The 25,859-nt window shown below is 61.4% G+C and carries 26 protein-coding genes and 1 pseudogene; 12 read left to right on the top strand and 15 right to left on the bottom strand.

Features of this window, described 5'->3' with window-relative positions:
• Window positions 1-23 precede the first annotated feature (23 nt).
• From EV130_RS08160 to EV130_RS08150, 3 genes are all read left to right on the top strand, one after another.
• A complete protein-coding gene (locus tag EV130_RS08160; protein ID WP_081377032.1) occupies window positions 24-491 on the top strand; it encodes a DUF1579 domain-containing protein in 468 nt (155 codons plus the stop codon).
• A gap of 47 nt (window positions 492-538) precedes the next feature.
• Complete coding sequence (locus EV130_RS08155; protein ID WP_074060540.1) at window positions 539-1,327, top strand: VOC family protein; 789 nt, start codon at window positions 539-541, stop codon at window positions 1,325-1,327.
• 550 nt (window positions 1,328-1,877) lie between these two features.
• The gene (locus EV130_RS08150) at window positions 1,878-2,333 is read left to right on the top strand and encodes a hypothetical protein (RefSeq protein WP_132659947.1); all 456 of its coding nucleotides are present in this window, start codon (window positions 1,878-1,880) and stop codon (window positions 2,331-2,333) included.
• A gap of 122 nt (window positions 2,334-2,455) precedes the next feature.
• On the opposite strand, the gene EV130_RS08145 is transcribed toward EV130_RS08150, so the two are convergent.
• Both EV130_RS08145 and EV130_RS08140 read right to left on the bottom strand, forming a co-directional pair.
• Window positions 2,456-3,067 (bottom strand): GGDEF domain-containing protein, encoded by a 612-nt coding sequence (locus tag EV130_RS08145; RefSeq protein WP_237358532.1) that lies wholly within the window; start codon window positions 3,065-3,067, stop codon window positions 2,456-2,458.
• A gap of 364 nt (window positions 3,068-3,431) precedes the next feature.
• Window positions 3,432-3,686 (bottom strand): hypothetical protein, encoded by a 255-nt coding sequence (locus tag EV130_RS08140; RefSeq protein WP_245520037.1) that lies wholly within the window; start codon window positions 3,684-3,686, stop codon window positions 3,432-3,434.
• Here EV130_RS08140 and EV130_RS33845 point away from each other — a divergent pair, their 5' ends adjacent.
• Window positions 3,687-3,815: a hypothetical protein gene (locus EV130_RS33845; protein WP_281029312.1), complete on the top strand. Its 129-nt coding sequence runs from the start codon at window positions 3,687-3,689 to the stop codon at window positions 3,813-3,815.
• Window positions 3,816-3,901: 86 nt separating this feature from the next.
• Here EV130_RS33845 and EV130_RS08135 read toward each other — a convergent pair whose 3' ends face one another.
• Complete coding sequence (locus EV130_RS08135; RefSeq protein ID WP_132659945.1) at window positions 3,902-5,443, bottom strand: ABC-F family ATP-binding cassette domain-containing protein; 1,542 nt, start codon at window positions 5,441-5,443, stop codon at window positions 3,902-3,904.
• 447 nt (window positions 5,444-5,890) lie between these two features.
• On the opposite strand from EV130_RS08135, the gene EV130_RS08130 reads away from it, so the two are divergent.
• On the top strand, window positions 5,891-6,193 hold the full coding sequence (locus tag EV130_RS08130) for an alkylphosphonate utilization protein (protein ID WP_074060545.1): 303 nt from the start codon (window positions 5,891-5,893) through the stop codon (window positions 6,191-6,193).
• A 111-nt stretch (window positions 6,194-6,304) separates the two neighbouring features.
• Here the strand turns inward: EV130_RS08130 and EV130_RS08125 are convergent, their stop codons facing one another.
• Window positions 6,305-7,870, bottom strand: a complete 1,566-nt coding sequence (locus EV130_RS08125) for a helicase HerA-like C-terminal domain-containing protein (protein WP_074060546.1) — start codon at window positions 7,868-7,870, stop codon at window positions 6,305-6,307.
• Window positions 7,871-8,099: 229 nt separating this feature from the next.
• Between EV130_RS08125 and EV130_RS08120 the strand changes: the two genes are divergently transcribed.
• Window positions 8,100-8,489, top strand: a complete 390-nt coding sequence (locus EV130_RS08120) for a hypothetical protein (RefSeq protein WP_074060547.1) — start codon at window positions 8,100-8,102, stop codon at window positions 8,487-8,489.
• A gap of 48 nt (window positions 8,490-8,537) precedes the next feature.
• Here the strand turns inward: EV130_RS08120 and zwf are convergent, their stop codons facing one another.
• From zwf to EV130_RS08100, 4 genes are all read right to left on the bottom strand, one after another.
• Window positions 8,538-10,049 (bottom strand): glucose-6-phosphate dehydrogenase, encoded by a 1,512-nt coding sequence (gene zwf / locus EV130_RS08115; RefSeq protein ID WP_132659943.1) that lies wholly within the window; start codon window positions 10,047-10,049, stop codon window positions 8,538-8,540.
• 90 nt (window positions 10,050-10,139) lie between these two features.
• Window positions 10,140-10,910, bottom strand: a complete 771-nt coding sequence (tam, locus tag EV130_RS08110; RefSeq protein WP_074060549.1) for a trans-aconitate 2-methyltransferase — start codon at window positions 10,908-10,910, stop codon at window positions 10,140-10,142.
• Between the two features lie 316 nt (window positions 10,911-11,226).
• Window positions 11,227-11,958 carry a metallophosphoesterase gene (locus tag EV130_RS08105; RefSeq protein ID WP_074060550.1) on the bottom strand — a complete coding sequence of 244 codons (732 nt, stop codon included), beginning with the start codon at window positions 11,956-11,958 and terminating at the stop codon, window positions 11,227-11,229.
• A 13-nt stretch (window positions 11,959-11,971) separates the two neighbouring features.
• Window positions 11,972-13,012, bottom strand: a complete 1,041-nt coding sequence (locus EV130_RS08100; protein WP_074060551.1) for a zinc-dependent alcohol dehydrogenase family protein — start codon at window positions 13,010-13,012, stop codon at window positions 11,972-11,974.
• A gap of 247 nt (window positions 13,013-13,259) precedes the next feature.
• Here EV130_RS08100 and EV130_RS08095 point away from each other — a divergent pair, with 247 nt between their 5' ends.
• On the top strand, window positions 13,260-14,153 hold the full coding sequence (locus EV130_RS08095) for a branched-chain amino acid aminotransferase (protein ID WP_074063088.1): 894 nt from the start codon (window positions 13,260-13,262) through the stop codon (window positions 14,151-14,153).
• Window positions 14,154-14,187: 34 nt separating this feature from the next.
• On the opposite strand, the gene EV130_RS08090 is transcribed toward EV130_RS08095, so the two are convergent.
• Window positions 14,188-14,766 carry a hypothetical protein gene (locus EV130_RS08090; RefSeq protein WP_132552760.1) on the bottom strand — a complete coding sequence of 193 codons (579 nt, stop codon included), beginning with the start codon at window positions 14,764-14,766 and terminating at the stop codon, window positions 14,188-14,190.
• A 24-nt stretch (window positions 14,767-14,790) separates the two neighbouring features.
• Window positions 14,791-16,059, bottom strand: a complete 1,269-nt coding sequence (locus EV130_RS08085) for an adenylate/guanylate cyclase domain-containing protein (RefSeq protein ID WP_074060553.1) — start codon at window positions 16,057-16,059, stop codon at window positions 14,791-14,793.
• Window positions 16,060-16,626: 567 nt separating this feature from the next.
• On the opposite strand from EV130_RS08085, the pseudogene EV130_RS08080 reads away from it, so the two are divergent.
• Window positions 16,627-18,721: pseudogene (locus EV130_RS08080) on the top strand (catalase).
• 142 nt (window positions 18,722-18,863) lie between these two features.
• On the opposite strand, the gene EV130_RS08075 reads toward EV130_RS08080, so the two are convergent.
• Window positions 18,864-20,087, bottom strand: coding sequence for an MFS transporter (locus tag EV130_RS08075; protein ID WP_132659941.1), 1,224 nt, complete (start codon window positions 20,085-20,087; stop codon window positions 18,864-18,866).
• A gap of 347 nt (window positions 20,088-20,434) precedes the next feature.
• Window positions 20,435-21,166 (bottom strand): sulfite exporter TauE/SafE family protein, encoded by a 732-nt coding sequence (locus EV130_RS08070; protein ID WP_074060556.1) that lies wholly within the window; start codon window positions 21,164-21,166, stop codon window positions 20,435-20,437.
• A gap of 118 nt (window positions 21,167-21,284) precedes the next feature.
• Between EV130_RS08070 and EV130_RS08065 the strand changes: the two genes are divergently transcribed.
• The 3 genes from EV130_RS08065 to EV130_RS08060 all read left to right on the top strand — a co-directional run bounded on the left by EV130_RS08065 (window position 21,285) and on the right by EV130_RS08060 (window position 22,335).
• On the top strand, window positions 21,285-21,533 hold the full coding sequence (locus EV130_RS08065) for a hypothetical protein (protein ID WP_132552757.1): 249 nt from the start codon (window positions 21,285-21,287) through the stop codon (window positions 21,531-21,533).
• 254 nt (window positions 21,534-21,787) lie between these two features.
• The gene (locus EV130_RS32505; protein ID WP_165918511.1) at window positions 21,788-21,937 is read left to right on the top strand and encodes a hypothetical protein; all 150 of its coding nucleotides are present in this window, start codon (window positions 21,788-21,790) and stop codon (window positions 21,935-21,937) included.
• A gap of 74 nt (window positions 21,938-22,011) precedes the next feature.
• Window positions 22,012-22,335, top strand: a complete 324-nt coding sequence (locus EV130_RS08060; RefSeq protein WP_074060559.1) for a GCG_CRPN prefix-to-repeats domain-containing protein — start codon at window positions 22,012-22,014, stop codon at window positions 22,333-22,335.
• Between the two features lie 60 nt (window positions 22,336-22,395).
• On the opposite strand, the gene EV130_RS08055 is transcribed toward EV130_RS08060, so the two are convergent.
• The 3 genes from EV130_RS08055 to EV130_RS08045 form a co-directional block, all read right to left on the bottom strand.
• The gene (locus tag EV130_RS08055; RefSeq protein ID WP_074060560.1) at window positions 22,396-23,199 is read right to left on the bottom strand and encodes a COG3904 family protein; all 804 of its coding nucleotides are present in this window, start codon (window positions 23,197-23,199) and stop codon (window positions 22,396-22,398) included.
• Window positions 23,196-24,497 carry a hypothetical protein gene (locus EV130_RS08050; protein WP_074060561.1) on the bottom strand — a complete coding sequence of 434 codons (1,302 nt, stop codon included), beginning with the start codon at window positions 24,495-24,497 and terminating at the stop codon, window positions 23,196-23,198. The genes EV130_RS08055 and EV130_RS08050 overlap by 4 nt, the downstream gene beginning before the upstream one ends.
• A gap of 116 nt (window positions 24,498-24,613) precedes the next feature.
• On the bottom strand, window positions 24,614-24,943 hold the full coding sequence (locus EV130_RS08045; RefSeq protein ID WP_074063089.1) for a hypothetical protein: 330 nt from the start codon (window positions 24,941-24,943) through the stop codon (window positions 24,614-24,616).
• A gap of 211 nt (window positions 24,944-25,154) precedes the next feature.
• Between EV130_RS08045 and EV130_RS08040 the strand changes: the two genes are divergently transcribed.
• Window positions 25,155-25,757, top strand: a complete 603-nt coding sequence (locus tag EV130_RS08040; protein ID WP_074060562.1) for a superoxide dismutase — start codon at window positions 25,155-25,157, stop codon at window positions 25,755-25,757.
• Window positions 25,758-25,859: the final 102 nt, after the last annotated feature.

Genomic DNA, 25,859 nt, shown 5'->3' with positions numbered 1-25,859 from the left:
AACATCCCCAAGGGAGAAGGATGATGGAAACCGCAAGAGCGTTGGAGGAGCATCGCTTCCTCGAAAGGCTGGTGGGCGTCTGGGATGTCACGGCATCCGAAATGACGGCCGACCAGCAATGGACCGAGATCGTGCGCTCGCTGCACGGCATCTGGTTCGTTGCCGAAGGCAATGGCGAAATGCCGGGCGGCGGGGCTGCCACCACCATGCTCACCCTCGGCTACAATGCGGCCAAGGGCAAATATGTCGGCAGCTGGATCGGCTCGATGATGGACTACATGTGGGTCTACGAGGGTGATGTATCGCCGGACGGCAAGGTGCTCAGCCTCTATACCCGTGGCCCTGATTTCCAGAACCAAGGGGCCGAGCAGGACTACCGTGAGCAGATTATCTTCACCGATGACGATCACCGCACCTTCAACTCGGCAGCCAAGCAGCCGGACGGCAGCTGGAAGCAGTTTATGGAGGCGCATTACACGCGCAAGCCGTGATCGAGAATCGAACCCGATCCCATATACGCACGAAAAGGAAAAAGATCATGGCTTCCGATACCCATGGAAAATTCATCTGGTGCGAACTGATGACGGCGGACACCGAGGCTGCCGCCCGCTTCTACAGCTCTGTCGTCGGCTGGACGACGAAAGAGATGCCGATGGAGGATCTTCCTTCTCCCTACACCATCTTCGAGGCGTCAGGTCGCGGCGTCGCCGGCATGATGACCTTTCCGGCCGAGCTGGAAGGGCAGGGCATTCCGCCGAACTGGACAGGCTATGTCTGTGTCGACGATGTCGACCAAACCGCGAAGGATTTCGAGGCGAACGGCGGCCAGATCCGCCGCCCCCCGCAAGACATCCCGACCATCGGCCGCTTCGCCGTCGTCGCTGATCCACACGGCGCCGTCCTATGCATCATGACTCCTTTGCCGATGGAGGGCGATAGCGGATGGGAGCCGGAAATGAATACGCCCGGCCACGTCGGCTGGCACGAACTGATGGCCGGTAATATGGAGGAAGCGTTCACTTTCTACTCGAAGGTCTTCGGCTGGACCAAGGACCACGATTTCGACATGGGCGAGATGGGCGCCTACCGCATCTTCGCCGAACATGGAAAACAGATCGGCGGCATGATGACCAAACCCGCCAATGTGCCGATGTGCTATTGGGGCTATTACTTCAATGTGCCCGGGATCGACAGCGCCATCGAACGCGTCAATGCGGGCGGCGGCAAGGTAATCGTCGGTCCGATGGAAGTGCCCGGCGGCAGCTGGATCATCAATGCGACGGACCCGCAGGGCGCTTTCTTCTGTCTCGTCGCGCCGGGCCGCTGACCTCGCAGCAATTCCCGGAAATGGCGAATCGAGATACGGAAATTGATCGGCGGCGGCCCTGGAAGCGGGGCTGCCCTTCCGTTTGAGCGTCAAAATCCGTCCCGCTAATATCTTGATTTTATTCAAATTTTATCATTCAAACCCGAAGAGCGCCCGGCAAGGTTAACCCTTCCTGAACATTTGGGTGGATGCATAATCAGCTATATCTGCGTGGTTACGGGAGCCGACGCAGACAAGTTCAATGTTTCGCCAACCGGTGCGGTGACCTTCAAGACTTCACCGAATTTCGAGGCTCCGACCGATGCCGCCGGCAACAATGTCTACGACATCATCGTGCACGCCACCGATGGGATCGCCGATACGACAAAGGCGGTCGCGATCACGGTCACGAACCTTGCGGAGGCTTCTCCGCTATCCGTCAACGAGGCGGCCAGCCTGACCGGGCGATATGCGTTCGCTGACAACACCGGCTCGCCGAACAGCATCAATTTGTTGCGAGCCTGTCGGTCAGCCACAGCTTGGAAAGTGTCCATTCCACGAACTTCGATGATTGGCTCTCCAACAGCGCAGCGCTGTCACAGGCAATCCAAGTGCCGGCGATGTCGGCCTTTACATCTTCCGGGTGACTGCCGCCGATTCCCAGCGCAGCCAGCAGTCGACCTATGTTGCTTTCAGCGCGATCGAGGATGGGGGCACGACCTATTCCATCACCAACAACGGCAACGGAAATGAGAACGGCTTGGCCTGGGTCAACGCATCTAGCTCGGGCGGCGATCTGACCTTCATCAACAGCAATCTGAACGGCGCCTTGAATGCAGGTGGAGGGGACGATGTGGTGATCGGCTCCGGCAATCCCGAGACGGTAAACGGCGGCTCCGATCATGATGCGCTTTATGGCATCGGCGGAGGCGACATGCTTTATGGCGGCGGTTCCACAGACTTCATTGACGGTGGAGACGGAAATAGCACTATGTCGCGGTGCTTCAAAACTATACGTCGACTGTGAAGATCATCTACGATGACGATCATCACTCGACCACGACGCCGGTCGCTTGACGGGCGCCCCGTTTCGGTCTTGGTAGGGTTGAACCTGGAAAAGGCGCTTCGGCGCCTTTTCTGCGTTCTGCTTCACGCCGCGGGAAGCCTTGCAATCGCGATCGGCTCGCCATCCTCCGTCTCGCTGTCGAACGCCATCTCATCTGCAAGCTGTCGGATCCTGTTGAAATCTTCCGGCCCCTCAAAGAGGGCGCCGCCGAGCTTGATCTTGAGGTCAAGCGGTGCTTCCTCGGTCTCGAAGGCGGCCTGCGAGACCCGCCTGCGGATGCGGGCGCCGATGTCCTGGGCGTTTTCGGGAGTGGCGCCGGGCAAGAAGATGCCGAGCTCGTTCGAGGCGAGGCGGGCGACGAGGTCGCCGCTTCTGACCGAACTCTTGATGATGTCGGCCAGCGATAGCATCACCGTGTCGGCCCATTGCGGGCCGTAGCGGCGGCTGATTGCGTCGAGCGTCTCGATGACGACGGCGATCATGATGCCGCCGGTATCCGTGGCGATCTTCCGGCGGCGCTCGGAATAGTTCTGCATCGCGGCGGCAAAGGCGGTGCCGTTGAGCGCATTCGTCACCGGATCATGGCGAGTTACATGGTTCATCTTGGTGCGCAGCGCCGCAAGCTCCGACTTTTGCAGCTGAAGCGCCAGAAGCAGCGGAAATGCAACAAGGAACGAAATTGGAGGGATGCTCACAAATCCTACCAAAAATGGTTTATCCGGGACTAGAAGGTTTAAGATAAGTAAAACACCGAGCGATCCTGCCATGCAGAACGATGCGCCAAATGCGGCGAGCAGCAAGGCGGGTTTTATTGTGGCTGGGGAGTAACGGTTAATAAAAATCATGGGGTGGCATACTCATTAGGGATGAGTGTCAAGCTAACCGTGAGCGCAACAAGTACCGGTTAAAAAATCCTGTAAAATTGTTATTTTAGAGGCCTCAGGGATTAACTGTCTTCGCAGGGAGACGGCTGGGCAATATTTCCCGCTACTGAGCGCCCCAGGAAACGAAAAAAGCGGCCGCGTCGTGCGGTCGCTTCGGACATCCTGCGTTCTGGTCTCAGTGTGCCGCGCCTTCGCCCGGTGCGACCTTTTCCAGCGGCATGCGCGAGGCAACCTGCTTGTTGCCGGCCCGCAGCCCGTGCAGATATCCCTTGCCGTCGGCGATTGAAAAGGGCGGCTGGTAGTCGGGCAGGCGGCTGTCGGGTAGCACCGGATCGCGCTTGTTGTCGAGGATGAAGTAGTTGCCATCGACGGCAACCGAAAGCACCCGATAGAAGTGACGCTTCTGGTCGAAGAGCACGACGATCGACACATGTCCTTCATGTCGACGCCCTCGGCGCGCAGTGCTGCCATCTTCAGGATCGCACCGGGCTCTTATCTGTTCGCGATCGCCGGCAGCGGCAAGCTGAACCTGCTGGGTGTTGCGCCGAAGGTGTTCTGAGGCCTTTTGCTCGCTTGGCCACGGAGGCTGGGCGGTCAACGACGACCCGCTGACGTCTGCAGCAACCGCTCCTTTTGCTCCGGCGATCAGCCCTTCGGCAAATCTTCCCCACCTCCTGCCGACGCAAAGAACCCCTCGGGGTCTTCCACTTCCACCAGCCGTCGCTTTTCGATGAGCCAGAACCGGTTGCCAACCGCGCGCACGAAGCTGCGGTCGTGGGAAACGAGCAGGCTGCTTGCCCTATGCGCGATCAGCTCGTTTTCCAGCGCTTCCTGCCCGTCGATGTCGAGATGGTTGGTGGGTTCGTCAAGCAGATAGAAGTTCGGGTTGGACAGCCGGAGCACCAGCATGCCGAGCCTTGCCTTCTGCCCGCCGGAAAGTTGGCCGATGGGGCGGCCTTGCATTTCGATTGACATGCCGGCGCCCGCCAACAGTGCGCGCGCCCGCACGTCACCGACATCGAAGCGGCGGATGATGATGCCCATCGGCGTATCGACATCGCGCAGGTCGGCAAGCGCCTGGTCGCCGTAGCCGAGCGCCAGCGAAGGCGTGGCCTTGATGCCGTTCCGGGCCGTCTCCGGGTTCGCAATCGCTTGGCGCAACATGGCGATCAGCCGCGTCTTGCCGGTGCCGTTTTCGCCGAGCAGCACGATCCGGTCTCCCTGGCAGATGAACTGCCTGCCGGTCTTGAAGAGCAGCGTGCCGTCTGGCGCCTCTACCGCCGCATCCAAGAGCGTCACCAGCACCTTGGCATGCGTGCCGCGATTGGCAAGCCGGATCGCACCGGCTGAACGCTCCATATGCGCGGGTTTCGCCGCATCCTCGAGTTTCTCGGCGCGCTGCTTCAAGTGCTTGGTCTTGACGACGAGAAGGTCGCTGCCGGAATTGATGCCGATATTGTTGAGCTTGGCGGCCTGCTTGCGCAGTTGCTCGGACGTCTTCATGTCGCGATCGTAGCGGCGCGCATCCGCCGCATCGAGCTCGTCGATTGAAGTCCGCGCCCGGGAATAGGGCAGGGCGAAGATGTGCGATTGCTCCGGACGCAGGAAGAGCGTGCGGTTCGTCACGGCGTCGAGGAAGGCGCGGTCATGGCTGGCCAGAATCACCACCACGTCGCGGGGGAGGCCATTCAGCCATTCCTCCAGCCGTGCGATCTTGCCGAGATCAAGATGGTTGGTCGGCTCGTCGAGCAACAGGAGGTCGGGTTCGGTCACCCATACGCGGGCAAGCATCGCCAGCCGCTGCCATCCGCCGCTGAGCGCCGAGAGCCAACGCCAGCGCAATTCCTCCGGTACCTGCAGAGATCCCAGCACGACATCGACGCGCCAGCTCTCCGTTTCCGCCTGCTCCGGAGCGAGCGCATCGAGAACGGCCTCGTAGAATGGCTTGGCCAACAGGGCAGGAGGCACATTCTGCTCGACATGACCGATCGTCAGCCCGCGCGCCCGAGTGATTTCGCCTTCGCTCGGCTCCAGCGTGCCGGCCACGCAGCGCAATAGCGAGGATTTTCCGCGGCCGTTGGCGGCCACGATGCCAATGCGGTCGCCGGCATTGACGACGAGATTGAGCTTGGAAAACAGCGGGCTCGACAAGGTCATGCCGAGATTGCGAATATTGAGGAGGGTCATGATCGTTCTCTGGTCTCGACCGCGCGATCATCCATCGAGGGCTCCCGGGCCATCTTCGATGCGATGTGTCAGCGGTGAATGGATAGTCTCAGACGCTCAAGCGACAAAGCTTGGCGCCGCGGGCCACATGGGCCGACCAGAAGAGAGGTTTTGCGAGAAACGGTCCCTGGTCAGCCCTGCAAACGCATTTGCAGGGCGTCGACGGGGCCGCGCTGCCGGTTGAACCGGAAATAGTAATTATGCACGCGACCCTCCTTCCTCTTAGAGTGCAGGCGTTGAAATATCATCGCCCTTGCCTGAATGCAACCATGGCGGCCGCCATCGGGCCTGTTACTAACAGCGCCGCACCGAGTGCGACACGTTGCTCTTCGCGGCTGAACTTGCGCAGGACGGGCTTGCTGCTATAAGCGGCCCGACCGGTTAAGTCTTGAAGTAGGAGCAACGACCATGGCGGGCAATGACGACGAGTACGTCTATGACGAAGTAACGGGTGAATGGCGCCCGGCTTCGGAATTGACTGCCGCCGCGCAGGTGGCCGCCGAGGTCCGCGACTCTGCCGGAAATGTCCTCAAGGACGGCGATTCCGTCACGCTCATCAAGGATCTGAAGGTCAAGGGCGCCAATCAGACGCTGAAGCAGGGCACCGTCATAAGGTCGATCCGGCTGACGGACGACCCGGAAGAGATCGACTGTCGCCACGATACCATCAAGGGCCTTGTTCTGCGCACGGAATTCGTTCGCAAGCGTTGAGGATCACTCGGCGAGCCAGGCATGATATAACCTCATAGCAGCTCCTCTGCCCGGCAGCAAAGAGCAGGCTAAGCTGCCGAATGCCCACCATTTGGCATCTGCCTCCGCGACCTACCGCTTCAAACTCCCCAGAATGCCCCGCACCAGCGCCCGGCCGACCTGCGTCGCAACCGTCCGCGCCACGCTTTTCATCGCCGCCTCGACGACTGTCTCTCGCTGATAGCCGGACGAACGTCCGCGCGATTGACTGCGGCTCGGCTGTTCGTCATCGCTGCCGAAGCCGGGCAGCGTCCAGCCAGAGGCCGTGCCGGCACTCGTCTGCTGCGCTTCGGCCTCCTCCTGCGCCCGCTTGGCGGCTTCCGCTTCGGCAGCCTTCCTCGCGCGGGCGGCGAGCATTTCGAAAGCGGAGTCGCGGTCGACATCCTCGTCATAGATGCCAAGTACCGGGCTCCGGTCCATGATCTGACGGCGTTCCGCTTCCGTTACCGGGCCGACGCGGCCCGATGGCGGGCGGATCAGTGTGCGCTCGACGATCGATGGCGCGCCCTTGGTCTCCAGCGTCGAAACCAGCGCCTCGCCGGTGCCGAGATTGGTGATCACGGTGGCGCAATCGAAGGCCGGATTGGGGCGGAAGGTGTCGGCGGCTGTCCTTACCGCCTTCTGCTCTCGCGGTGAGTAGGCGCGAAGAGCATGCTGCACGCGGTTGCCGAGCTGGGCGAGGACTGTTTCGGGCACGTCGAGCGGGTTCTGCGTGACGAAATAGACGCCGACGCCCTTCGAACGGATCAGCCGCACGACCTGCTCGACGCGCTCGGTCAAGACACGCGGGGCGTCGTTGAAGAGCAGATGCGCCTCGTCGAAGAAGAAGACGAGCTTCGGCTTGTCCGGATCGCCGACTTCCGGCAACTCTTCGAAAAGCTCGGAAAGCAACCAGAGCAGAAAGGTGGCGTAGAGCCTGGGGTTCATCATCAGCTTGTCGGCGGCAAGCACCGAAATCTGGCCATAGCCGTTAGTGCTGGTGCGCATGATATCGGTGATTTTCAGCGCCGGTTCACCGAAGAAATGCTCGGCCCCCTGCTGTTCGAGGACGAGCAGCGCACGCTGGATCGATCCGATGGACGCCTTGGAGATCAAGCCGAACTGGCTGGAAAGCTCGCTCGCATTCTCGCCCATGTAGTTCAGCAGCGAGGAGAAATCCTTGAGGTCGAGCAGCGGCAGGCCCGCCTGGTCGGCAATCTTGAAGGCGATATTGATGACGCCCTCCTGTGGCTCGGAGGCATCCATGAGGCGGGCCAGAAGAAGCGGCCCCATTTCGGCGATCGTGGTGCGGACACGGTGGCCTTTCTCGCCGAAGAGATCCCAGAAGATCACCGGGAACTGGTCGAATCCGTAATCGGCAAAGCCGATCTGCTCAGCCCGCTTGGTGAGGAAATCCTTTGCCTCGCCCTTGGCGCCAATGCCGGAAAGGTCGCCCTTGATGTCGGCGGCAAAGACCGGGACGCCGGCCTTGGAAAAGCCTTCCGCCAGCACCTGCAGCGTCACGGTCTTGCCGGTGCCGGTCGCGCCCGTCACCAGGCCGTGGCGGTTGCCGAATTTCAGGTCGAGATATTCCGGCTTGTTGATACTGTCGTCCGGATTGCGGCTGGCGCCGATGAAAATCTTGCCTTCCTCGAGCATGAAGCAGTTCTCCCTTCGGCCGATCCGCCGCTTGCGTGAAATGCGGAGATAGCAACATCCCGCATTCATCTTACTATCGTCCTCCTGTTATAAGCAGGGACCAGGATGCCGACAACTGTTTGCATTGAAAGCAAATCCGGGGAAAATGCCGGCTCTCGCGGCGCGGCTTGAGTTGCGGACGAAACTCTAATAACGTTGACGTCAACGTCAAAATAACGGGAGACTGATGATGAATGAAGTTGTGACCCAGATTGCCGATCGCGTGGGCATCGCGCCCGATCTGGCGGAGAAGGCGCTCGGCATGATGCTCGGCTTCCTGCAGCGTGAAGGGGATGATGCAGCAGTCGCCAAGATGATCGAAGCCATCCCCGGCGGCGCCGATCTCGTCGCCCAGTATAACGGCGAAGGTGCCGGCGGCGGTCTGCTCGGCGGTTTGATGGGTGCGCTCGGCGGGGGCGGAATCATGGGCCTTGGCCAGCAGCTGATGAGCCAGGGCCTCGGCATGGGCGAAATCACTTCGCTTGCCAAGGAAACTATCGCCATTGCCAAGCAACATGCCGGCGAAGAAGTCGTCGACGAGGTCGTCGCCTCGGTGCCGGGATTGAGCCAGTTCGTTTGATCGGGTCATTTCGAACGAAACCCCGCTTCCACAGGCGAAGCGGGGTTTTTATTTATGCTTCGCATGCACCAGGTTCAGCGCATGCCATTGCCGCCCGTCGCGTTCGATGAGGCCGTCGGCGCAGGCCGGCCCCATGCTGCCGGGGGCATAGGCTTCCGGCTCGCCGCCCTTTGCCCATAGGTCGAGGAAAGGCTGCACCGCCGCCCAGCCGGCTTCGATGCCGTCGGCCCGCTGGAACAGCGTCTGGTCGCCGATCAAGAGGTCGTAGATGAGGGATTCGTAGCCGGTCATCTTACCGATGTCGAACTGGTCGGCATAGCGGAAGTCGAGCGAAACCGGGACGGTATCGACCGAAAGCCCTGGTGATTTGATGGAAATTTCCAGGCTCATGCCTTCGTCCGGCTGCACTTGTATGACCAGCCTGTTCGGCGGAAGCCGGCGCGTTACCTCGGTCTCGCGGAACTGGGCGAACGGCACGGGCTGGAACTCGACGACGATTTCCGTGTCGCGCGCCGTCATTGCCTTGCCGGTCCGCAGATAGAATGGCACGCCCGCCCAGCGCCAAGTATCGGCATAGAGCTTCAGCGCCACGAAGGTCTCGGTCCTGCTGTCGGGCGCTACTTGCGGCGTCTGCCGATAGGCGGGGATCTCAGCCCCGTTCAGAGTCCCGCCGGAATAGACGCCGCGAACGCCGTGTGTTGCCGCCTCCTCGGGCGTAAAGACGCGCAGCGCCTTCAGCACCTTGCTCTTCTCGTTGCGGATCGCCTCTGCGTCGAAGCTGTTCGGCGGCTCCATGGCGATCATGGCGAGCAACTGGAACAGATGGTTCGGCACCATGTCGCGCAGCGCGCCCGTCGCGTCGTAGAAGGCGCCGCGGCTGCCGACATCGACGGTTTCGGACGCGGTAATCTGGACATGGTCGATATAGCGGCTGTTCCACAGCGATTCGATCATCATGTTGGCAAAGCGCGCCGTCAGCAGATTCTGGACGGTCTCCTTGCCGAGGAAATGGTCGAGCCGGTAGATCTGGCTTTCGTCGACCTTGCTGAGGATCTGCGCGTTCAGCGCACGGGCAGAAGCGAGGTCCGTTCCAAACGGCTTTTCGATGGCGATGCGGCGGAAGCTATCTTGGCTCTCGGCAGCAAGTCCGTGAGCGGCGATCTTTTCCACGATACCGCCGAAGAACCGGGGCGGCACGGCGAGATAGAAGGCGGCATTGCCGCCCGGTGCGGAAGTGAGGCGTTTGGAAATCTTAAGATAGATATCGTCGCCGGTGAAATCGCCGGAAATATAGCTGATCCGCTGCCGCAGCCGCGCCCAGGCCGGATCGTTGACGAGCGGTTCGCCGTCCCCGAGACCGGCCAGGAAATCGTCCAGCCGTTTGCGCAGCATCTCGTCGCCGCCGGGCTCGATGCCGATGCCTAAAATGTCGAGATCGTCGCCGACCATGGCGCCGCGGGTGAGATTGATGATCGCCGGAACGAGAAGCCGGCGGGTAAGGTCGCCGGTCGCCCCGAAGATGACCAGAGTGGTGGGCGGCGTGGGCTTGGCGTCTTGCATAGGGATCGCTTTCCGTGATTGTCAGCGCCGGAATATAAGAACGCCGGGCGCTACAGCAAGCGCAGGCTGTCCCCACCAGCATGTGTGCGCCTAAGACTTCACCGCCACCATGAAAACCCGCGGGAAGCGGAGCAGCACACGCCCGTCCGGCATCTTCCGATAGGCCTTCTCGACACGCGCAAGATAATCCGCGAGAAACGCCTCGCGATGCTCTTGGCCGGCAGCTGCGAGGTAGGGCATCAGGCCCGTTCCCTTCACCCATTCGACGATGGCCTCGGCATCCGCCATCGGATGGTTGTAGATCGTGTGCCAGATATCCACGCGCGCCGATTTGCCGATCAGGCGGCTGTAGTAGGCCGACGGCGGAGGAAGGGGATTGCGGCGCGGGGTCTTGATTTCAAAGGCCGTCTTCCATGGTCCGGCATGAGCGCTTTCCTCCATCAGCAGATGCGTCGGCTCGCCGAGATTGTCGGGCATCTGCACGGCGAGCACGCCGCCCCTGGCAAGCCCGTCCATCAGCCGGTCGAAGATGTCGAGATGATTGGGCAGCCACTGGAAGACGGCATTGGCGAAGAAAAGGTCGGCGGGCTCATCCGGCTGCCAGGTGGCAAGGTCAGCCTCGGTGAAGGTGGTGCCCGCAAGGCGCTTGCGCGCCGCTTCCAGCATGTTCAGATCGCTGTCGAGGCCGGACACGGCTTCCTTGCCGTAGCGGTCGATGATGAGTTCGGTCGAATTTCCCGGTCCGCAACCGAGATCGATCGCCTTGCTGATCCTTTCCAGCGGCACCTGCGCCAGGAGATCGCGCGCCGGGCGCGTCCGCTCATCCTCGAACTTCACATACTGGCTCGCAGACCAGGCCATGGGCACCTCCTGTTTTCCCAGTTCCGATGCGGTAATGTTTCAAGTGCGTCATGCTAGCAGCAATTCTCGGCCGCTTGTATGCGGCGTGTTGCGGCTGTCTTCAAATCACCTGCACGAATGGGTTGCGTAATTGATGTCGCTTCGGGTTTGGGAGATTCACGAGACCCGGTTTCGTCTTAGCGCAGTCTGCCGATCGGTCGCTGAAAGACATGGCAATGCGCGCGGTTCCGAGCCGATCTTTGGCGCGGAGGCCGACGATATCGCTGGCGGACGCCTTGGTCTTACAGGCCCAAGATTGGCGCTCCAGATCGTTCGATCAGGTGGAGACGTGACTGCTGATCAGCCGGCCATTGCGGAGATCATGGATCATGAGGGCTGGAGGATCGGTGACAGGTGGTTCACGTGCGGGATCGAGCAGCAAGGGATTGGCGGGACAGATCGAGCCGCATATGTGGGCCGGAATGCCTGCGATCAGGCTCGACATCTGCCGATGGACGTGGCCGCTGCAGACTGCGATGGGGCGCCTTATGCCAGTCGATAGCAGGTCGCCCAAGGCATCTGCACCCCTGCACATGACGCCATCCAGAGGCGATATTCCGGTGGGGAAAACGTGATGATGCGTGAAGAGCAGGGGTATACCGGGTCGACCGCTCGCCAGCGTCTGCCGCAACCAGGCAAGATGCTCCGCAACGTCACCATGGGCATATCCGTCGACGCATGTGTCTAGGCCGACGATCAAAGCATCTCCATGGGGTTCAGCAAAGTGCGTTTTCCCGTCGCCTCCCCAATAGTCGGCCACGGGCATTTCCTCGCGCATGACGGTGCGGTCGTCCGCGTTGCCGGGGAGCATCAAAGTGCGGCACGCGAGGCTTTGCAACGCGGCAAGGATCTGCCGGTAGCCCTCCCTCCAGCCGCCGTTGACAAGGTCCCCGGACACCACGACGATATCCGGCTGCATAGTGGCTAGCCAGGAAATAGCCCTTTTAAGCCGGGCAAGGCCGTCATTGCCGGGGCTGGCGTGGATATCGCTTATCTGGGCGATGAGCATGGCACCACCTCATTCAAAACCGCGTAATCACGCTGATGCCGGTTCCGTCTGCCCGGTCCATCCCCATCAGCGCTGGCACGGCCTCTTCCAGGGTGATAGTCCGGCCGATCAGTTTCTGAGGCGCGATCTTGCCGGCTGCAAGCATGGCGAGCATGGCGTCGTAGCGCCAGGCCTGCATGCCGTGGCTGCCGTAGATTTCCAGCTCCTGGCCGATCACCTGCGCCATCGGGATCTGCGGCGTGGCATATTCGCCGAGCATCAGGCCGATCTGCACATGGCGGCCGCGGCGGCGCAGGTTCTTGATCGAATTGAAGCAGGTTACGGGATGGCCAAGCGCGTCGATCGAGACATGCGCGCCGCCCTTGGTGATCTCGCGCACGGCTTCGGCGACATCGGCAACAGCCGCCGCATTGATGGTCGCCACCGCCCCGCATTCGCGCGCAAACGCAAGCTTCTCCTCCGAAATGTCGATGGCGATCGGATTGGCGCCGAGTGCGCTGGCGATCATGATCGCCGAGAGGCCGACGCCACCCGCGCCATGAATGGCGATCCACTCGCCGGGGCCGGTGCGTGCCTGGTCGGCAACGGCGCGGAAGGAGGTGGCGAAGCGGCAGCCGAGGCTCGCCGCCGTCGCATCATCGACGCTGTCGGGCAGATGCACGAGATTGGTGTCGGCATAGTCGATAGCGACATATTCGGCGAACGAGCCCCAATGCGTGAAGCCGGGCTGGAACTGGTTGGGGCAGACCTGCTGATTGCCGGAGTGGCATTCGCTGCAATGGCCGCAGCCGGAAACGAACGGCACCGTCACCCGATCGCCTGCCTTGAAGCGCACTACGCCCTTGCCCGTGGCGACGATCTTGCCTGCAAGCTCGTGTCCGGGCACATGCGGCAGGCGGATATCCGGATCGTGCCCCATCCAACCGTGCCAGTCGCTGCGGCAAAGACCGGTTGCGCCGATTGCAATGACGACACCATCCTCGGTCGGCGTCGGGTCGGGCACCATGCGGATGTCTGGTGTCTGCTCGAAGGCTTCGTAGTACATGGCTTTCATCGGACGGCCTCCAGCTCTTTTGTTCGAGATTGCGCCATGATGCCACGCGGGAGCCTGCCGCTCCAACACTCTGTTCGATCATTTTCGCTGATGGAACCATCGCTTCCATGCGGGGAACACGCATGATTGTTGCGGCAGCATGGGCGGTTGCGGCATTTTTCTTGCGTCCCTCTTGAGCGGCCGAATTTCCGCTTGACCCTGATTGCAGGGAAGGATTTTGCTTCTCGGGCTTTGGAAGGAGAAGATCATGCCCGTCGACACATCGCCTCGAACGACCACCTGGACCCATGTCGAGGGCGAGTGGCTTCCTGGCAACCCGCCGTTGATCGGCCCGACCTCGCATGCCATGTGGCTCGCGTCGGTGGTCTTCGACGGTGCCCGCTGGTTTGATGGCATCGCGCCGGACCTCGACCTGCACTGCCAGCGTGTCAACCGCTCAGCCGTCAATATGGGGCTGAAGCCCATCAAGACGGCCGAGGAGATCGAGGCGCTCGCCTGGGACGGCATCAGGAAATTCGACGGCAAGACGCCGATCTATATCAAGCCGATGTATTGGGGAGAGCACGGTTCGCCGGGCAGCGTCGTCTGCGTCGATGCGGAATCGACCCGCTTTGCGCTCTGCCTTTTCGAAGCTCCCTTGGGCGTTCATAGCGGTTCGTCGCTGACCGTTTCGCCCTTCCGCCGCCCCTCGCCGGAAACTGCGACGACGGATGCCAAGGCGGGCGGGCTCTACCCGAACAGCGGCCGCGCGATCGCAGAGGCGCGAAGCCGCGGCTTCGACAATGCCCTGATGCGCGACCTGAACGGCAATGTCGCCGAAACGGCATCCTCCAACATCTTCATGGTGAAGGAGGGCGTCGTCTTGACGCCGGTTGCCAACGGCACTTTCCTAGCCGGCATAACCCGCGCCCGCGTCATGGGGTTGCTGGGCCAGGCAGGATTCGACGTGCGCGAGAAAACGCTCTCGGTCGAAGACTTCATGAATGCCGACGAGATATTCACCAGCGGCAACTATTCCAAGATCGTCGGCGTCAACCGGCTCGACGGCCGCGATTTCCAAGATGGCCCGGTCACCCGCAAGGCGCTTGATCTCTACATGGATTGGGCCAACGGGCGAAGCCACAGCCACAGCAGCGAGTAGCGATCCGCGCAGAAAGTGCGAACCGGTTGCAGTCTCACGAGAAAGGTACGCGCGGATCCTGCACCAGGTAGAACTCGGTAACCGGCGTGACGTCGGTGATGAAGAAGCCAAACGCCGGTCGGTCGAGGGGATCAACGTGGCCGTTGGCGAAGCGCAGCCGGTCGAATTTCTCGAAGTGGCTCTCGAACCGGGCAAAACGGTTGGACGAAATGAGGTCCGGATTGGGATTGGTCTGATCAAATGACAGACCGTCGTAAAAGTCGCTCGGTTTGCCGAGTATCTCTTGAAGTTCGAATTCGAACTCGATCCAGGCCAATCCGCTGTTGTTCTCAGTGACAACGCGCAGGTGGAAGGCGCCCTCGGGAAACCCGTGATGTTGAATTGGCTTTGCGGCCCTAATCACCAGAGTGACGGGGCTTTCCGAGTTCAGTACTTCGTTGATGACGATCGGATCGACTTTTGTACCTGTGCCTGTAACTGAAAGGATGTGGAAGCCGCCAAGCTCGTCTGAGAAGGAATAATCCCCAGCATACCAACGTCCGTCGTCGGCCGGTCCGGCACTGATGAGTGACAGTGCGAGCAACGCTGCCAGGATTCGCAAGTGACGCTTCATCGTTAGTACCTCTGGGAGCGCAGTCTATCCGTGCAGCGACCAAGTGAGCGAAGTGCCGGCGAGAGCCTTCCTCAGATGCTCGTTCGCCTCCACACCCGCGGCATCCGCGGCATATTCCGGTTTCAGCCGGTCGAGGAAGTACATCGTCATCTTACCCTTGTTTTTCACCTCAAGGGCGCCTCGCGGGGTGCAGTCGAAATAAGATTTTATGTGTTGATAGGTGTTCTCGGAGATGTTCACCCGGTCTGCTTCGTCCGTGCTCTCCATACGAGCCGCGATATTCACCGCGTCGCCCCAGACGTCGTAGGTGAATTTCTTCCGGCCGACGACGCCGGACATCACGCTGCCTGTATGCAGGCCGACGCGGAGGTGCCAGGGCCGCTGCCCGATCGCGGTCCAGCGCTTGTTCGACGCCACGACAAAGCGTCGAATCTCGAGAGCAGCAAGGCAGCTGCGGATCGCATGATCCTTGCGGCCCTGCATCAGACCGCCGGCGCACATGTAGGCGTCACCGATGGTCTTGAGTTTCTCCAGCCCATGCCGTGCGACGATGGTATCGAACTCGGAGAAATACATGTCGAGGTCATCGACCAACTCCCGGGGTGACAGTTCCACGGCTGATTTGGTGAAGTCGACGAAGTCCGTAAAGAGGATCGTCGTGGAAGGGTGGTGGCGGGGCTCGACCGAGCCCTTCGCCGTCAATTCGGCGGCTATCTTGAGCGGGAGGATATTGAGGAGCAGGTCGTCCGAGCGCTGCTTCTCAGCGGCGAGTTCCTGCTGCGAGCGCAGCACTTCGGCCATCCTCAGGCGCAGTTCGAGCTGGGCGATGGTCTGGCGCGCGAGGCGACGGATGCCTTCGGCGGCCTCGAAGGCGAGCTCGCGCGGAGCGACGTCCAAGATGCAGAGCGTGCCCAGCGCATGGCCGCCTGAATCGATCAGCGGCATGCCTGCGTAAAAGCCGAAAAAGGGTTCAGTCGCGATGAACGGCAGCTCCTTGAAGCGATCGTCGGCGTGGGTGTCGGGAACCACAAGAATGTCACTACGGCAGAGCGCATGGGCGCAGCAGACGTCGCCGCGGGACACTTCCTCGATGCCGGGAGGAACGCCGTGACGGGATTTGAGCCAAATCTTGGTGTCGCCGACGATGTTGACCATGGCGATCGGGGCACTGGCGATCAAGGCGGCGAGATCGGTGAGATCGTCGAATCCGGCTTCCGGATCGGTGCCGTAAACGTCATACTCCCTTACCGCGGCCAAGCGTTCAGCCTCGTTGTCAGGTAGAGGGAAGTCCATGCCGGCGCCCTCCATTGTGCGAAGCCAAAATGGGCGCGCCCGTTCAGATCGGGCAGGGCTCCACTTTGACGATTTATCTGCTGTTGTTTCCGGGCTGCCTGACAAAGCAGCTTACGCCGCCCGTCCGACGCCGACTGCCAGCCAAAAACTTACTCTCGCGATCTCACTTAATCAATGATGGGGGCCGCTATCTGGAGAAGCTGCTTGTCCTTCGATTGCGATCCGTTAGATCGGGGCAACCAGCCGCGCCTCGCTGCTTGGTTGCAAGCAATGAGAGCTCGACCCACATCTTGCAAGTGTCCGCTTCGGCGTGTTGGCGGACGGTGCGCCACCGTCACCCATGGGCCGACCCCCGACCGTTTGACGGGAACGATGCAACGGGGAAGCTTTCGATGCGCAAACGTGCCACTCACCGCTGTTTTGCGCTAGCCGAGCTCGATTGGTGGCTACCGAATAGCGGAGATGGAAGGCTCGTCCGATTGCCTTTCGCCTTGCCCGACCGTCATCTCAGGAACATTAGCCCAGTGTCCTCGTTTGGCGTCTATCACCCTAAATGAGGGACGTATCATGTCCGACAACCCGTTCGACACCAGCCGCGGCAATGGCGGCGAGACGCATCAGCATATTCCGGAAAACGGTCCGCACCCGGATGTCGACCATCTGACCACCAATCAGGGCATCCGTATTTCCGACAACCAGAACAGCCTGCGCTCCGGTGCGCGTGGCCCGACGCTGCTCGAGGACTTCGTGCTGCGCGAGAAGATCTTCCATTTCGATCACGAGCGCATTCCGGAGCGGATCGTGCATGCCCGTGGTTCGGCGGCACACGGCTATTTCGAGTTGACCGAAAGTCTTTCCGGTATCACCAAGGCCGATCTCTTCCAGCGCAAGGGCGAGAAGACGCCGGTCTTCGTGCGCTTCTCGACGGTCGCCGGCGGCGCCGGTTCTGTCGACACGCCGCGCGACGTGCGAGGCTTTGCTGTCAAGTTTTATACGAAGGAAGGCAATTGGGATCTGGTCGGCAACAACATCCCGGTCTTCTTCATTCAGGACGCCATCAAGTTTCCCGATCTGGTCCACGCGGTGAAGATGGAGGCTGACCGCGCCTATCCGCAGGCCGCCAGCGCCCATGACACTTTTTGGGACTGGGCGTCGCTGATGCCCGAAAGCACCCACATGCTGATGTGGGCGATGTCAGATCGCGCTATCCCGCGCTCTTTCCGGATGATGCAGGGCTTCGGCGTGCACACGTTCCGCTTCGTCAACGCCGAGGGCAAATCGACCTTCGTGAAGTTTCACTGGAAGCCTAAGCTCGGTCTCCAATCGACCGTCTGGGACGAGGCGCTGAAGCTGCAGGCGGCCGACAACGATTTCCATCGCCGTGATCTTCACGAGGCGATCGAAGCCGGGAACTTCCCGGAATGGGAACTCGGCCTGCAGCTTTTCGACGAGGATTTTGCCAGCAAGCAGCCTTACGACGTGCTCGATGCGACCAAAATCATTCCGGAAGAAGTGCTGCCGCTGAAAATCGTCGGCCGCCTTGTGCTGGACCGCAACCCGGAGAATTTCTTTGCCGAAACCGAGCAGGTCGCCTATTGCCCCGCCAATATCGTGCCCGGCATCGATTTCACCAATGACCCGCTGCTTCAGGGACGCCTCTTCAGCTATCTCGATACTCAGAAATCGCGTCTCGGCACCGCCAACTTCCACCAGCTGCCGGTCAACGCGCCGAAATGCCCTGTCATGAACTTCCAGCGTGACGGGCAGATGCAGATGAACGTGCCGACGGGGCGAGCCAATTACGAGCCGAACAGCCTTGGTGCGCATGGCGAGGGAGGCGGGCCGCGCGAATGCCCCATCACCGGCTTCCCGACATTCAGCTCCGCGTCCGGGAAACAGGAGCAGGGTGACAAGCTGCGCATCCGCGCCGAGCTCTTTGCCGACCACTACAGCCAGGCTCGGCTGTTCTGGAAATCGCAGACTCATTCGGAACAGGCCCATATCGCCTCTTCCTTCGTCTTCGAGCTGTCCAAGGTCGGCCTGAAGCAGGTGCCACCACGCATGGTCGGCAACCTGCTGAACGTCGATGCGGAGCTCGCCAAACGTGTCGCCGAAGGCCTGGGCATCGAACTGCCGCAGAAGAACCCGGCCGCTCGCGAGCCGGTCGACATGGCTCCGTCGCCGGCGCTCTCGATTCAGAAAAACATGAGGCAGACGATCGAGGGCCGCAAGATCGGCATTCTGATCGCCGACGGCAGCGACGCTCATGCCCTGCAATCCCTGGTGAATTCGATTGAGGATGCGAAAGCCACGGCTTTCGTCGTTGCCCCGAAGGTCGGGAAGGCGAGGCTGTCTGACGGCAGCACGATCAAGGCCGACGGCCAGCTCGCCGGTTCTCCGTCACAGTTATTCGATGCGGTCGCAGTCCTCTTGTCCGGGGAGGGCACCGGAATACTCATGAAGGAAGGTGCCGCCGTGCAATGGGTGATGAATGCCCTTCGTGCACCTGAAGGCGATCGGCTACACGCCGGAAGCCTTGCCTCTGCTCCAAAGGGCGGGCGTCGAACTCGACGAAGGTGTCGTCGCGCTGGACGGCGCTTTTTTCGAGGCCGCCGCCAAGCGCTACTGGTACCGCGAGCCGAATGTCCGCATGCTGGCATAGAGGTCTCGCCGCCGGGGCGCTTTCTGACCGAGACAAGTGACTGGACGTCACGTCAAATCACCTTCTCCCTGCGGTGAGAAGGTGCCCGGAGGGGCTGCTTCCTCGAGCCTTGCGGGTTGCGATGCACAAGCAGCCACTGAAGTTAGCTCGCCCTCGGTCTCGCCATCCACGCATAAGCAGCACCCGCCAACAGCAGCCCGCAGGTGGCGAGAAAAACAGCCCGCATGCCGATATGCCCGCCCACGAAGCCGCCGAGCACGGGGCCTGCGACCTGGCCGACATATTGCGTCGAAATGGAATAGCCTAGTATGCTGCCTGCGGCACCGTCCGGCACGCTATGTCGGATGACGGCGGCGATGCAGGGCAACAGCCCGCCGAGCGCAATGCCCATCACGAAGCGCAGCGCAATCAACTGCAACGAATTGGTGACGAAGGCCTGCGGGATCAGGAGCAGCGCCGCAACAGCAAGCGCGCCTGCAATCACTGGCCAATGCCCGATCCTGTCGGCGAGCTTGCCGAGGCGCGAGGCCGAAAGGATGCTGCCGAGTGCTGTCGCCGACATGACGATGCCGGCAGTCATCGTCACGCGTCCCTGGTCTTCGACCAGTTGCGCCACGTAGACGGCTATGATCGGTTCGATCGACATGTTGGCGAGCATCAGAAGCAGGCCGGTCGCGAGCATCGCGACCACCGGGCCCTTGTCAGGGATCGCGCGCCAGCCGCCGCTTGTCTTCGCCGCTTGTCTGCGGGCGGGGGACTTTTCCTCCTTGATCATTAAGGCGGTCGCCAGGAAGGCGAAGAAGATGACGCCTCCCGCCGCCAGGAACGTGCCGCGGATGCCGATGATGGGCGGCAGCGCCCCACCGATCAGCGGTCCGACGAGATTGCCCGCCATGATGCCCGACGACAGCACGCCGAGGGCCCAGGCCGAGCGGTCTTTTGGCGTCTGCGTCGCGACCAGCACCATGGAGCCCGAGGCGTAGCCGCCTGCAAGTCCGACGAAGAGCCGGAGCGCCACCAGCTGCCAGACGTTCTCGGCCATGCCCATGAGCGAGATTGCGATCGTCATGCCGAAGCTGGCGCGCACCAGCATCAGCTTTCGCCCGTAGATATCACCGAGCCGGCCCCAGAGAGGCGCGACGATCGCGGCGGCAAAAAAGGTCGCGCCATAGGCGATGCCCGACCACTGCACGATCGCGGCATGCTCGCTGACGCCGAGTTCCGCGACATAAAGCGGCAGGAAGGGGAGCAGCAGCGTCATTGCCACGATCGTGGTGAAAGAGCCGGCCAGCGAAATCACCAGGTTTCGTTTCCAGTAGGCCGACCCGGCCGCCGCTTCTGCCGCGTCGATCTGCGTCTCTGTCATGTGGGGATCTCTGTGGGTACCGGTTTGGAAGAAGCGGGAACTTACGCCCCGCCGGCTCCGGCGCCAAGGACGAATCGAGCTTGATTCGTCGCAATTTGCATTCCCCCATTTTGATAGACTGGGGCGCTGCGCTTCAAGGATGGCAAGCTTGCTTCGGTGGAGGTCTAGTATCGGGAGGTTGTCCAGCCGCATCGCCCTGGCCGCCTGATCGGTAGCCGAGCGCGAAATGCGGACGATTTGGAGCATTGATCGAGCCGTATCTCGGCAAACAGCGGTCCATGGGATCTGGGAGCTCGCGCCAGATTCGGAAATCGACCGTCGTGAAGCTCATCATGCTTCATTCATGCCTAGAAAAACCGGATCGCCGACGTCGAGATGATGACGAGCGAGACGGCGATCATCAAGGGCCTCACCGGTAGGCGCTTGACGAGCATGGCGCCGAAGGGCGCGGCGATCACGCCACCAACGATGAGGCCGACAGCCGAACGCAGTTCCGACCAGCCGAGGGTCAGAACGAAGGTCAGCGAGATGGTGAGCGTCACCGCGAATTCCGTAAGGCTGGTAGAGCCGATCACTTTCTTCGGATCGTGCCCGCGGCTGACCAGCGTGCTGGTGACGATCGGCCCCCAACCACCGCCGCCGATCGCATCGAGCATGCCGCCGCAAAGCCCGGCCGGTGGCACGATCCAGTCCTTGACATCGCGCGGCCAGCGCGGTTGGAACGCCTTGAAGAGGATGACGAGGCCGATGGCGATCAGATAGGCCGAAACGAAAGGCGCGATCGCCTTGCCGTCGACATTGGCGAGGATATAGGCTCCAACCGCCCCTCCGACCATCCCTGCAGGTGCCAGGCGCGCCACGAGTTTCCAGTCGACATTGCGGTGGTAGACATGCGATGCGCCTGAGGCTGCAGTCGTGAAGATCTCCGCCACATGTGTCATCGCGCTGGCATTGGCAACCGGCACGCCAAGCGCCAACAGGCTCGTCGTCGAAAGCACCCCGAACGCCATGCCGAGCGCGCCATCGACGATTTGCGCGCAGAAGCCGACCAGCACGAAAAAGAACAAATCGAGCGCCATCAAACTCCCCGACCGGCGGCTTCGCAAGGCAAAAACAAAAAGGCGAAGTAACTTTCGCAATCTCCGGCGGCTCCGAGTTTCGCTCGATAACGGCTTTGGAGCAATGGAAGAATCATGCGTGGCTGAAGCGGTCGAACGGTTCATCCAGCGCTGGCAAAGTGAAACAACCGCAAAGACCCCTGCGTTCAAAGGGGGCGGGGGCTGGGTTATAAGGTTTTGGCAAAACCTTATAACCGTTGGCAGCAGCGAGGGGAGCTATAAGGTGGCAGACACTTATAAGGGCGGTGTGATGAGCGAAGAGGGCTTCATCAAGCACGTGCGCAGAGCCCGACTTGGAGAAGATGAAGCTGATGAACGTTCCAAATGACTTCTCCGGGAAAGCGAAACGGGAACGGCAAGAAGCTGCTCGGCATGGAGGCCCGCCGCTCTGCTGCAATAGTTGCCGAAATGGAAGAAAAGGCCCATTCAGGCCGCAAGATGTGCAGCCGTGGCATTCGGAATCGACGTTGTGGCAATTTGCGACAATATTTTGCGCTTAACCATATCGCTTAGGCTTTCGTTCATCCTCCCGCATCAGTTTCGCCCGGGTGGCTGGGAACCAACCATTGAGGATCGGAAGCTATGACCCATGCACTGGTGCTTTTCTCGGCCGTAACCGCGATCGTCGTATCGATATCGGCGATCGGAAGTCAGCCGGCGCCAAACAATCCGAAATGGCCGGAAATTCATCTGGCGAAGACCTCGCGCGTTCTGCCCGCGCCTTGGCATTGATGAACGGGCAATTCATTACCGGTTCAGGACGGCAGGGCTAAATCTCGCTTCGGCTGGATTTATGGAGACTCGCAATGAAGATTATCTCGCTGGCAGCAGCGCTCGTTATCGGAGGCCTTTCGGCAGTTTCCGCCGAAGCGATGCCGATGGCGCCGGCGCGTGCCGAAACCCCCGCTCCGTCTGCGATCACGAAGGTCGATTATGCCTGCGGGCCCGGATGGCGCCTGAACCGCTGGGGCGAATGCCGCCCGCGCTTCTATCGTCCGCCGCCGCCGCGCTACTGGCATCGCCCGCCGCCGCCACGCTGGGGCTGGGGCTGGGAGCGCCCGCACCATCGCCGCGACCGCGACTGGGGCCGCTACGACCGCTATGACCGCTACGAGCGCAGCAGCTTTTGAGCGGTGCAGCGATCGGTAAGCGCTGAGATTGAGGAAGCCGGGACGAATGTCGCCCCGGCTTTATTTTGCTTTACCGGTCGCCACCTTCTGCGGCGTCGCCGCTAGCGCGAATTTCTTGATTTCCTCCGGCGTCAGATAGTAGAGCCGGTCGGGTGGCGTCTCCATCGCATGCAGCCAAAGGCCGGGCTTGATGCCCATGTCGCCGAGGTGGCGAGTGACGCTGGCGGTCGTGCGTTGCGCCTCCGACATGGCGCGCTCCGGCGAAAGCTTCTCCTTCGAGCCGTTGAAGACTTGATGCACGCCGATGACGGCGCCGTCCTCGGCCTCGCGGGTCACGCCACCGGCCATGATGATCGGGCAGGAGGAGGCGCAGAGCGCGCCGCTTGCCACCCTGGTACCGATCTTCCGTTCGCGAATGAGCTTCGACATCGCCAGCGCATCGCCGACGGCGCCGCCCGGCGAATCCAAGGAAACGGTCTTCACATATTCGCCGCGCGCCGCAATCTCCTGTTCGAAGCGGGCGGCTGCGCCGAGCTCGATTGCCCCCTGCGCCAGAAGGACACCGCCCGGCTGTAGCTCGAAACGGATCGGCTGCTTGAGCTGTTCGACACTCGTCGTGATCTCGGAAGGTGGCGCCTGCGGTCCACCCTCCGTCAGCGCCGGCGGCAGCACCGGCATGGTCTGCGGCTGTGCCGGATCGAAGCCCGGCAGTTCGGCGTTGGCGGCGCTGATCTCGCGCCAATCGATGACCGCAAGCACGATCGCCGCGGCAAGCAGGGCGTGGAAGGCGTGGCGTATCAGCGTGCCGTCATCTGTGGAAAGCACGTAATCTTTCAGCCGCTGCCCTGCCGTTTGCAGCATCATACCGGCGGTCCCTTCCTCGGTCCCTTGCCCGAAAGATCGAAGCTCGCAATATTCGATTGGTCCGGCGGTTCCGTTTTCTCTGCCTCGGTGAGTGCGGTTTCGAGATCGACGCCGCGCTGCTGAACGGCTCGTTGGACCTCCAGCGCCTGCAGAAGCTCTGCCGCGGTGATCCGCTCGGCAAATGGCAGGCGCTGTTCCTGGCGCCGCAGCGTCGAGTGGACGATCGACAGCATGAAGATCAGCACCGCCGGCAGGATATCGATCGAGATTGCGCCGGCCCAGCTCGGGATGAAGTCCGAAGCATAGCGCAGCACCGCTTCGGCCGAAGAGAGGGGCACGAACCGCCGCTCGGCGACCGGTTCGCGCGAAAGGATCTGGTCGGCTGCCTGCGACAGCACCTTGGATTGCGCCGCAACCGAGGAGCGGATCGTCTCCATAACCTGATCCTGCCGGTTGGCGAGATCGGCCTCGCGGCCGTCGGCGACTGGGGCGATGAAGCCGAGCGAAAGGTCTTCCGCCGCACGCTTCACCGAAGGGGCGATGGAGGTCTGCTCCAGCGAGGTGATGACGCCGGATAGCCCGACAACCTCGGCGGCAAACTGGTCGGCGCGCGGATCGATAGCGCCGGGGGCCGAAACCAGAGTACGCATCGTTTCCAGGTGCTTGCGGCCCTCGTCGAAGAGCGAGGTGACACGTTCGCGCGAGGCATCGATGCCGTTTTCGAGCTCCGTTAGCTGCGAGGCCATCTGCGAGAGGAGCTGCACGACGCTACCTGCGCCGGTCGTGCCCGTCAGCGCGCCGGTTTCCCGCTCCTGGTCCGCCAGCCGCTCGAAGCGCTCCTGCGTGCGCTGGATGTCCGGCAACAGGCTCTGGGCCGCAAGAGCGTTCTGATGGGCCTTGTCGAGGTCGGCGGTATAATCCTCCAGCGTCTCGGCAAGATGCTGTTCGAGTGCGGCCGATCCTGCAAGCGCAGCCGCATTCAGCCAGCTCGACATGGCGATGATCATCGCGCAGCCGAGCGCCATGACGCCAAGCATCGCGCCGCGTCCTGCCGCACCCGTCACATGCGGATAAAAGCGCGCCATATAGGTCCAGAAGGCATAGATCGCCACCGAGACCGCGCTGGAATAGATGAGGGCGGCGAAGAACACGGCCGTTGCCGAACCGTCGAGGATGCTGCGCACGCCTAGATAGGTGTAGACACCCGACGCGAGCGCCAGGACGGCGAGCGCGAAACGCGTCATTGTTTCGACGGCGTCGATGCCGTCCTGCAGGCGATGGGATGCGCCGAGGGCCATGGGTTTCCTCCCGCTGGTATCCTCTTAAGAAACCATTAAAATCCCGGCGAAAACAAGGCCCGCAAAAGCAGCGGATGGCTTACACCGCAGGAGGTACGCCTGAGAGGTGCCGCACCTTACTCTTCCGGCAGCAGGTCGAGCCTCTGCGTGTCCAGTTCGCTGCCGATTTCCGCGATTTTCGATTGCTTGTCGTAGACACAGATATGGGTGACAAACCCATTGGCGCCCTTCGGCCTGCCGGTTAACAGCGCCAGCCCATAATGCGCGCTGCCGACGGGATCGACGACCGCCCTTGCGTCCGCGATGGATGCGGCCGCCGCTTGGCGGCATTTTGCCTCCACTTCCGCGGCAAATTCGCTCCATGCCTCGTCAGAGGAGGCGAGCGCACTGCCTGCGGTCATGAAAAGGAGGATCGTCGCGGAATGGCGGATATTATTCCTCTGCATCGTAATTCCCTTGGGCGTAGTGTGTGCCGGAAGCGCGGTTATATGCCGATGATGAGCGATTTTTGTCACCGAAGCCAGGCCTGCAGGCGAGGCAAATTTTCCTCGGAGGCGGCCGTTTTTTGATGTTTCCACCGTTGCCTCCCTACGTTTCCGCTCCTATGTTCCGCCTCACCTGCCGATCCCGCAATCTATTGCCAAGAGGAGATCTACAATGGCTTTCGAATTGCCCGCACTCCCGTACGACTACGAAGCTCTCGCACCTTTCATGTCGAAGGAGACGCTGGAGTTCCACCACGACAAGCACCACAAGGCTTACGTCGACAACGGCAACAAACTGGCGGCTGAAGCAGGCCTGGCCGATCTTTCGCTCGAAGAGGTCGTGAAGAAGTCCTTCGGTAGCAATGCCGGCCTCTTCAACAACGCGGCTCAGCACTACAACCACGTCCATTTCTGGAAGTGGATGAAGAAGGGCGGCGGCGGCAACAAGCTGCCGGGCAAACTTGAAGCGGCCTTTAACTCCGATCTCGGCGGCTATGACAAGTTCAAGACTGATTTCGCCAATGCCGGCGCCACGCAGTTCGGTTCGGGCTGGGCCTGGGTTTCCGTCAAGAACGGCAAGCTTGAAATCTCCAAGACCCCGAACGGTGAAAACCCGCTCGTGCACGGTGCCACCCCGATCCTCGGCGTCGATGTCTGGGAGCATTCCTACTACATCGACTACCGAAACGCCCGGCCGAAGTACCTTGAAGCCTTCATCGACAGCCTGATCAACTGGGACTACGTCCTGGAGCGCTACGAAGCGGCCACCAAGTAACGGTTTCATAGCGTCGATTCCAGCACCCGGCGCCTTGAAACGCCGGGTGTTCTTATTTTTGCTCACCGTCACTGGCCTGTCATGCGACGCTCCTAAGGCAAC

This window comes from Rhizobium azibense, from assembly GCF_004342325.1.
In the GTDB taxonomy this organism is placed as follows: Bacteria; Pseudomonadota; Alphaproteobacteria; order Rhizobiales; family Rhizobiaceae; genus Rhizobium; species Rhizobium etli_B.
Note: the sequence above shows the minus strand (reverse complement) of the source record. Positions and strands in the feature narration are given on the sequence as shown.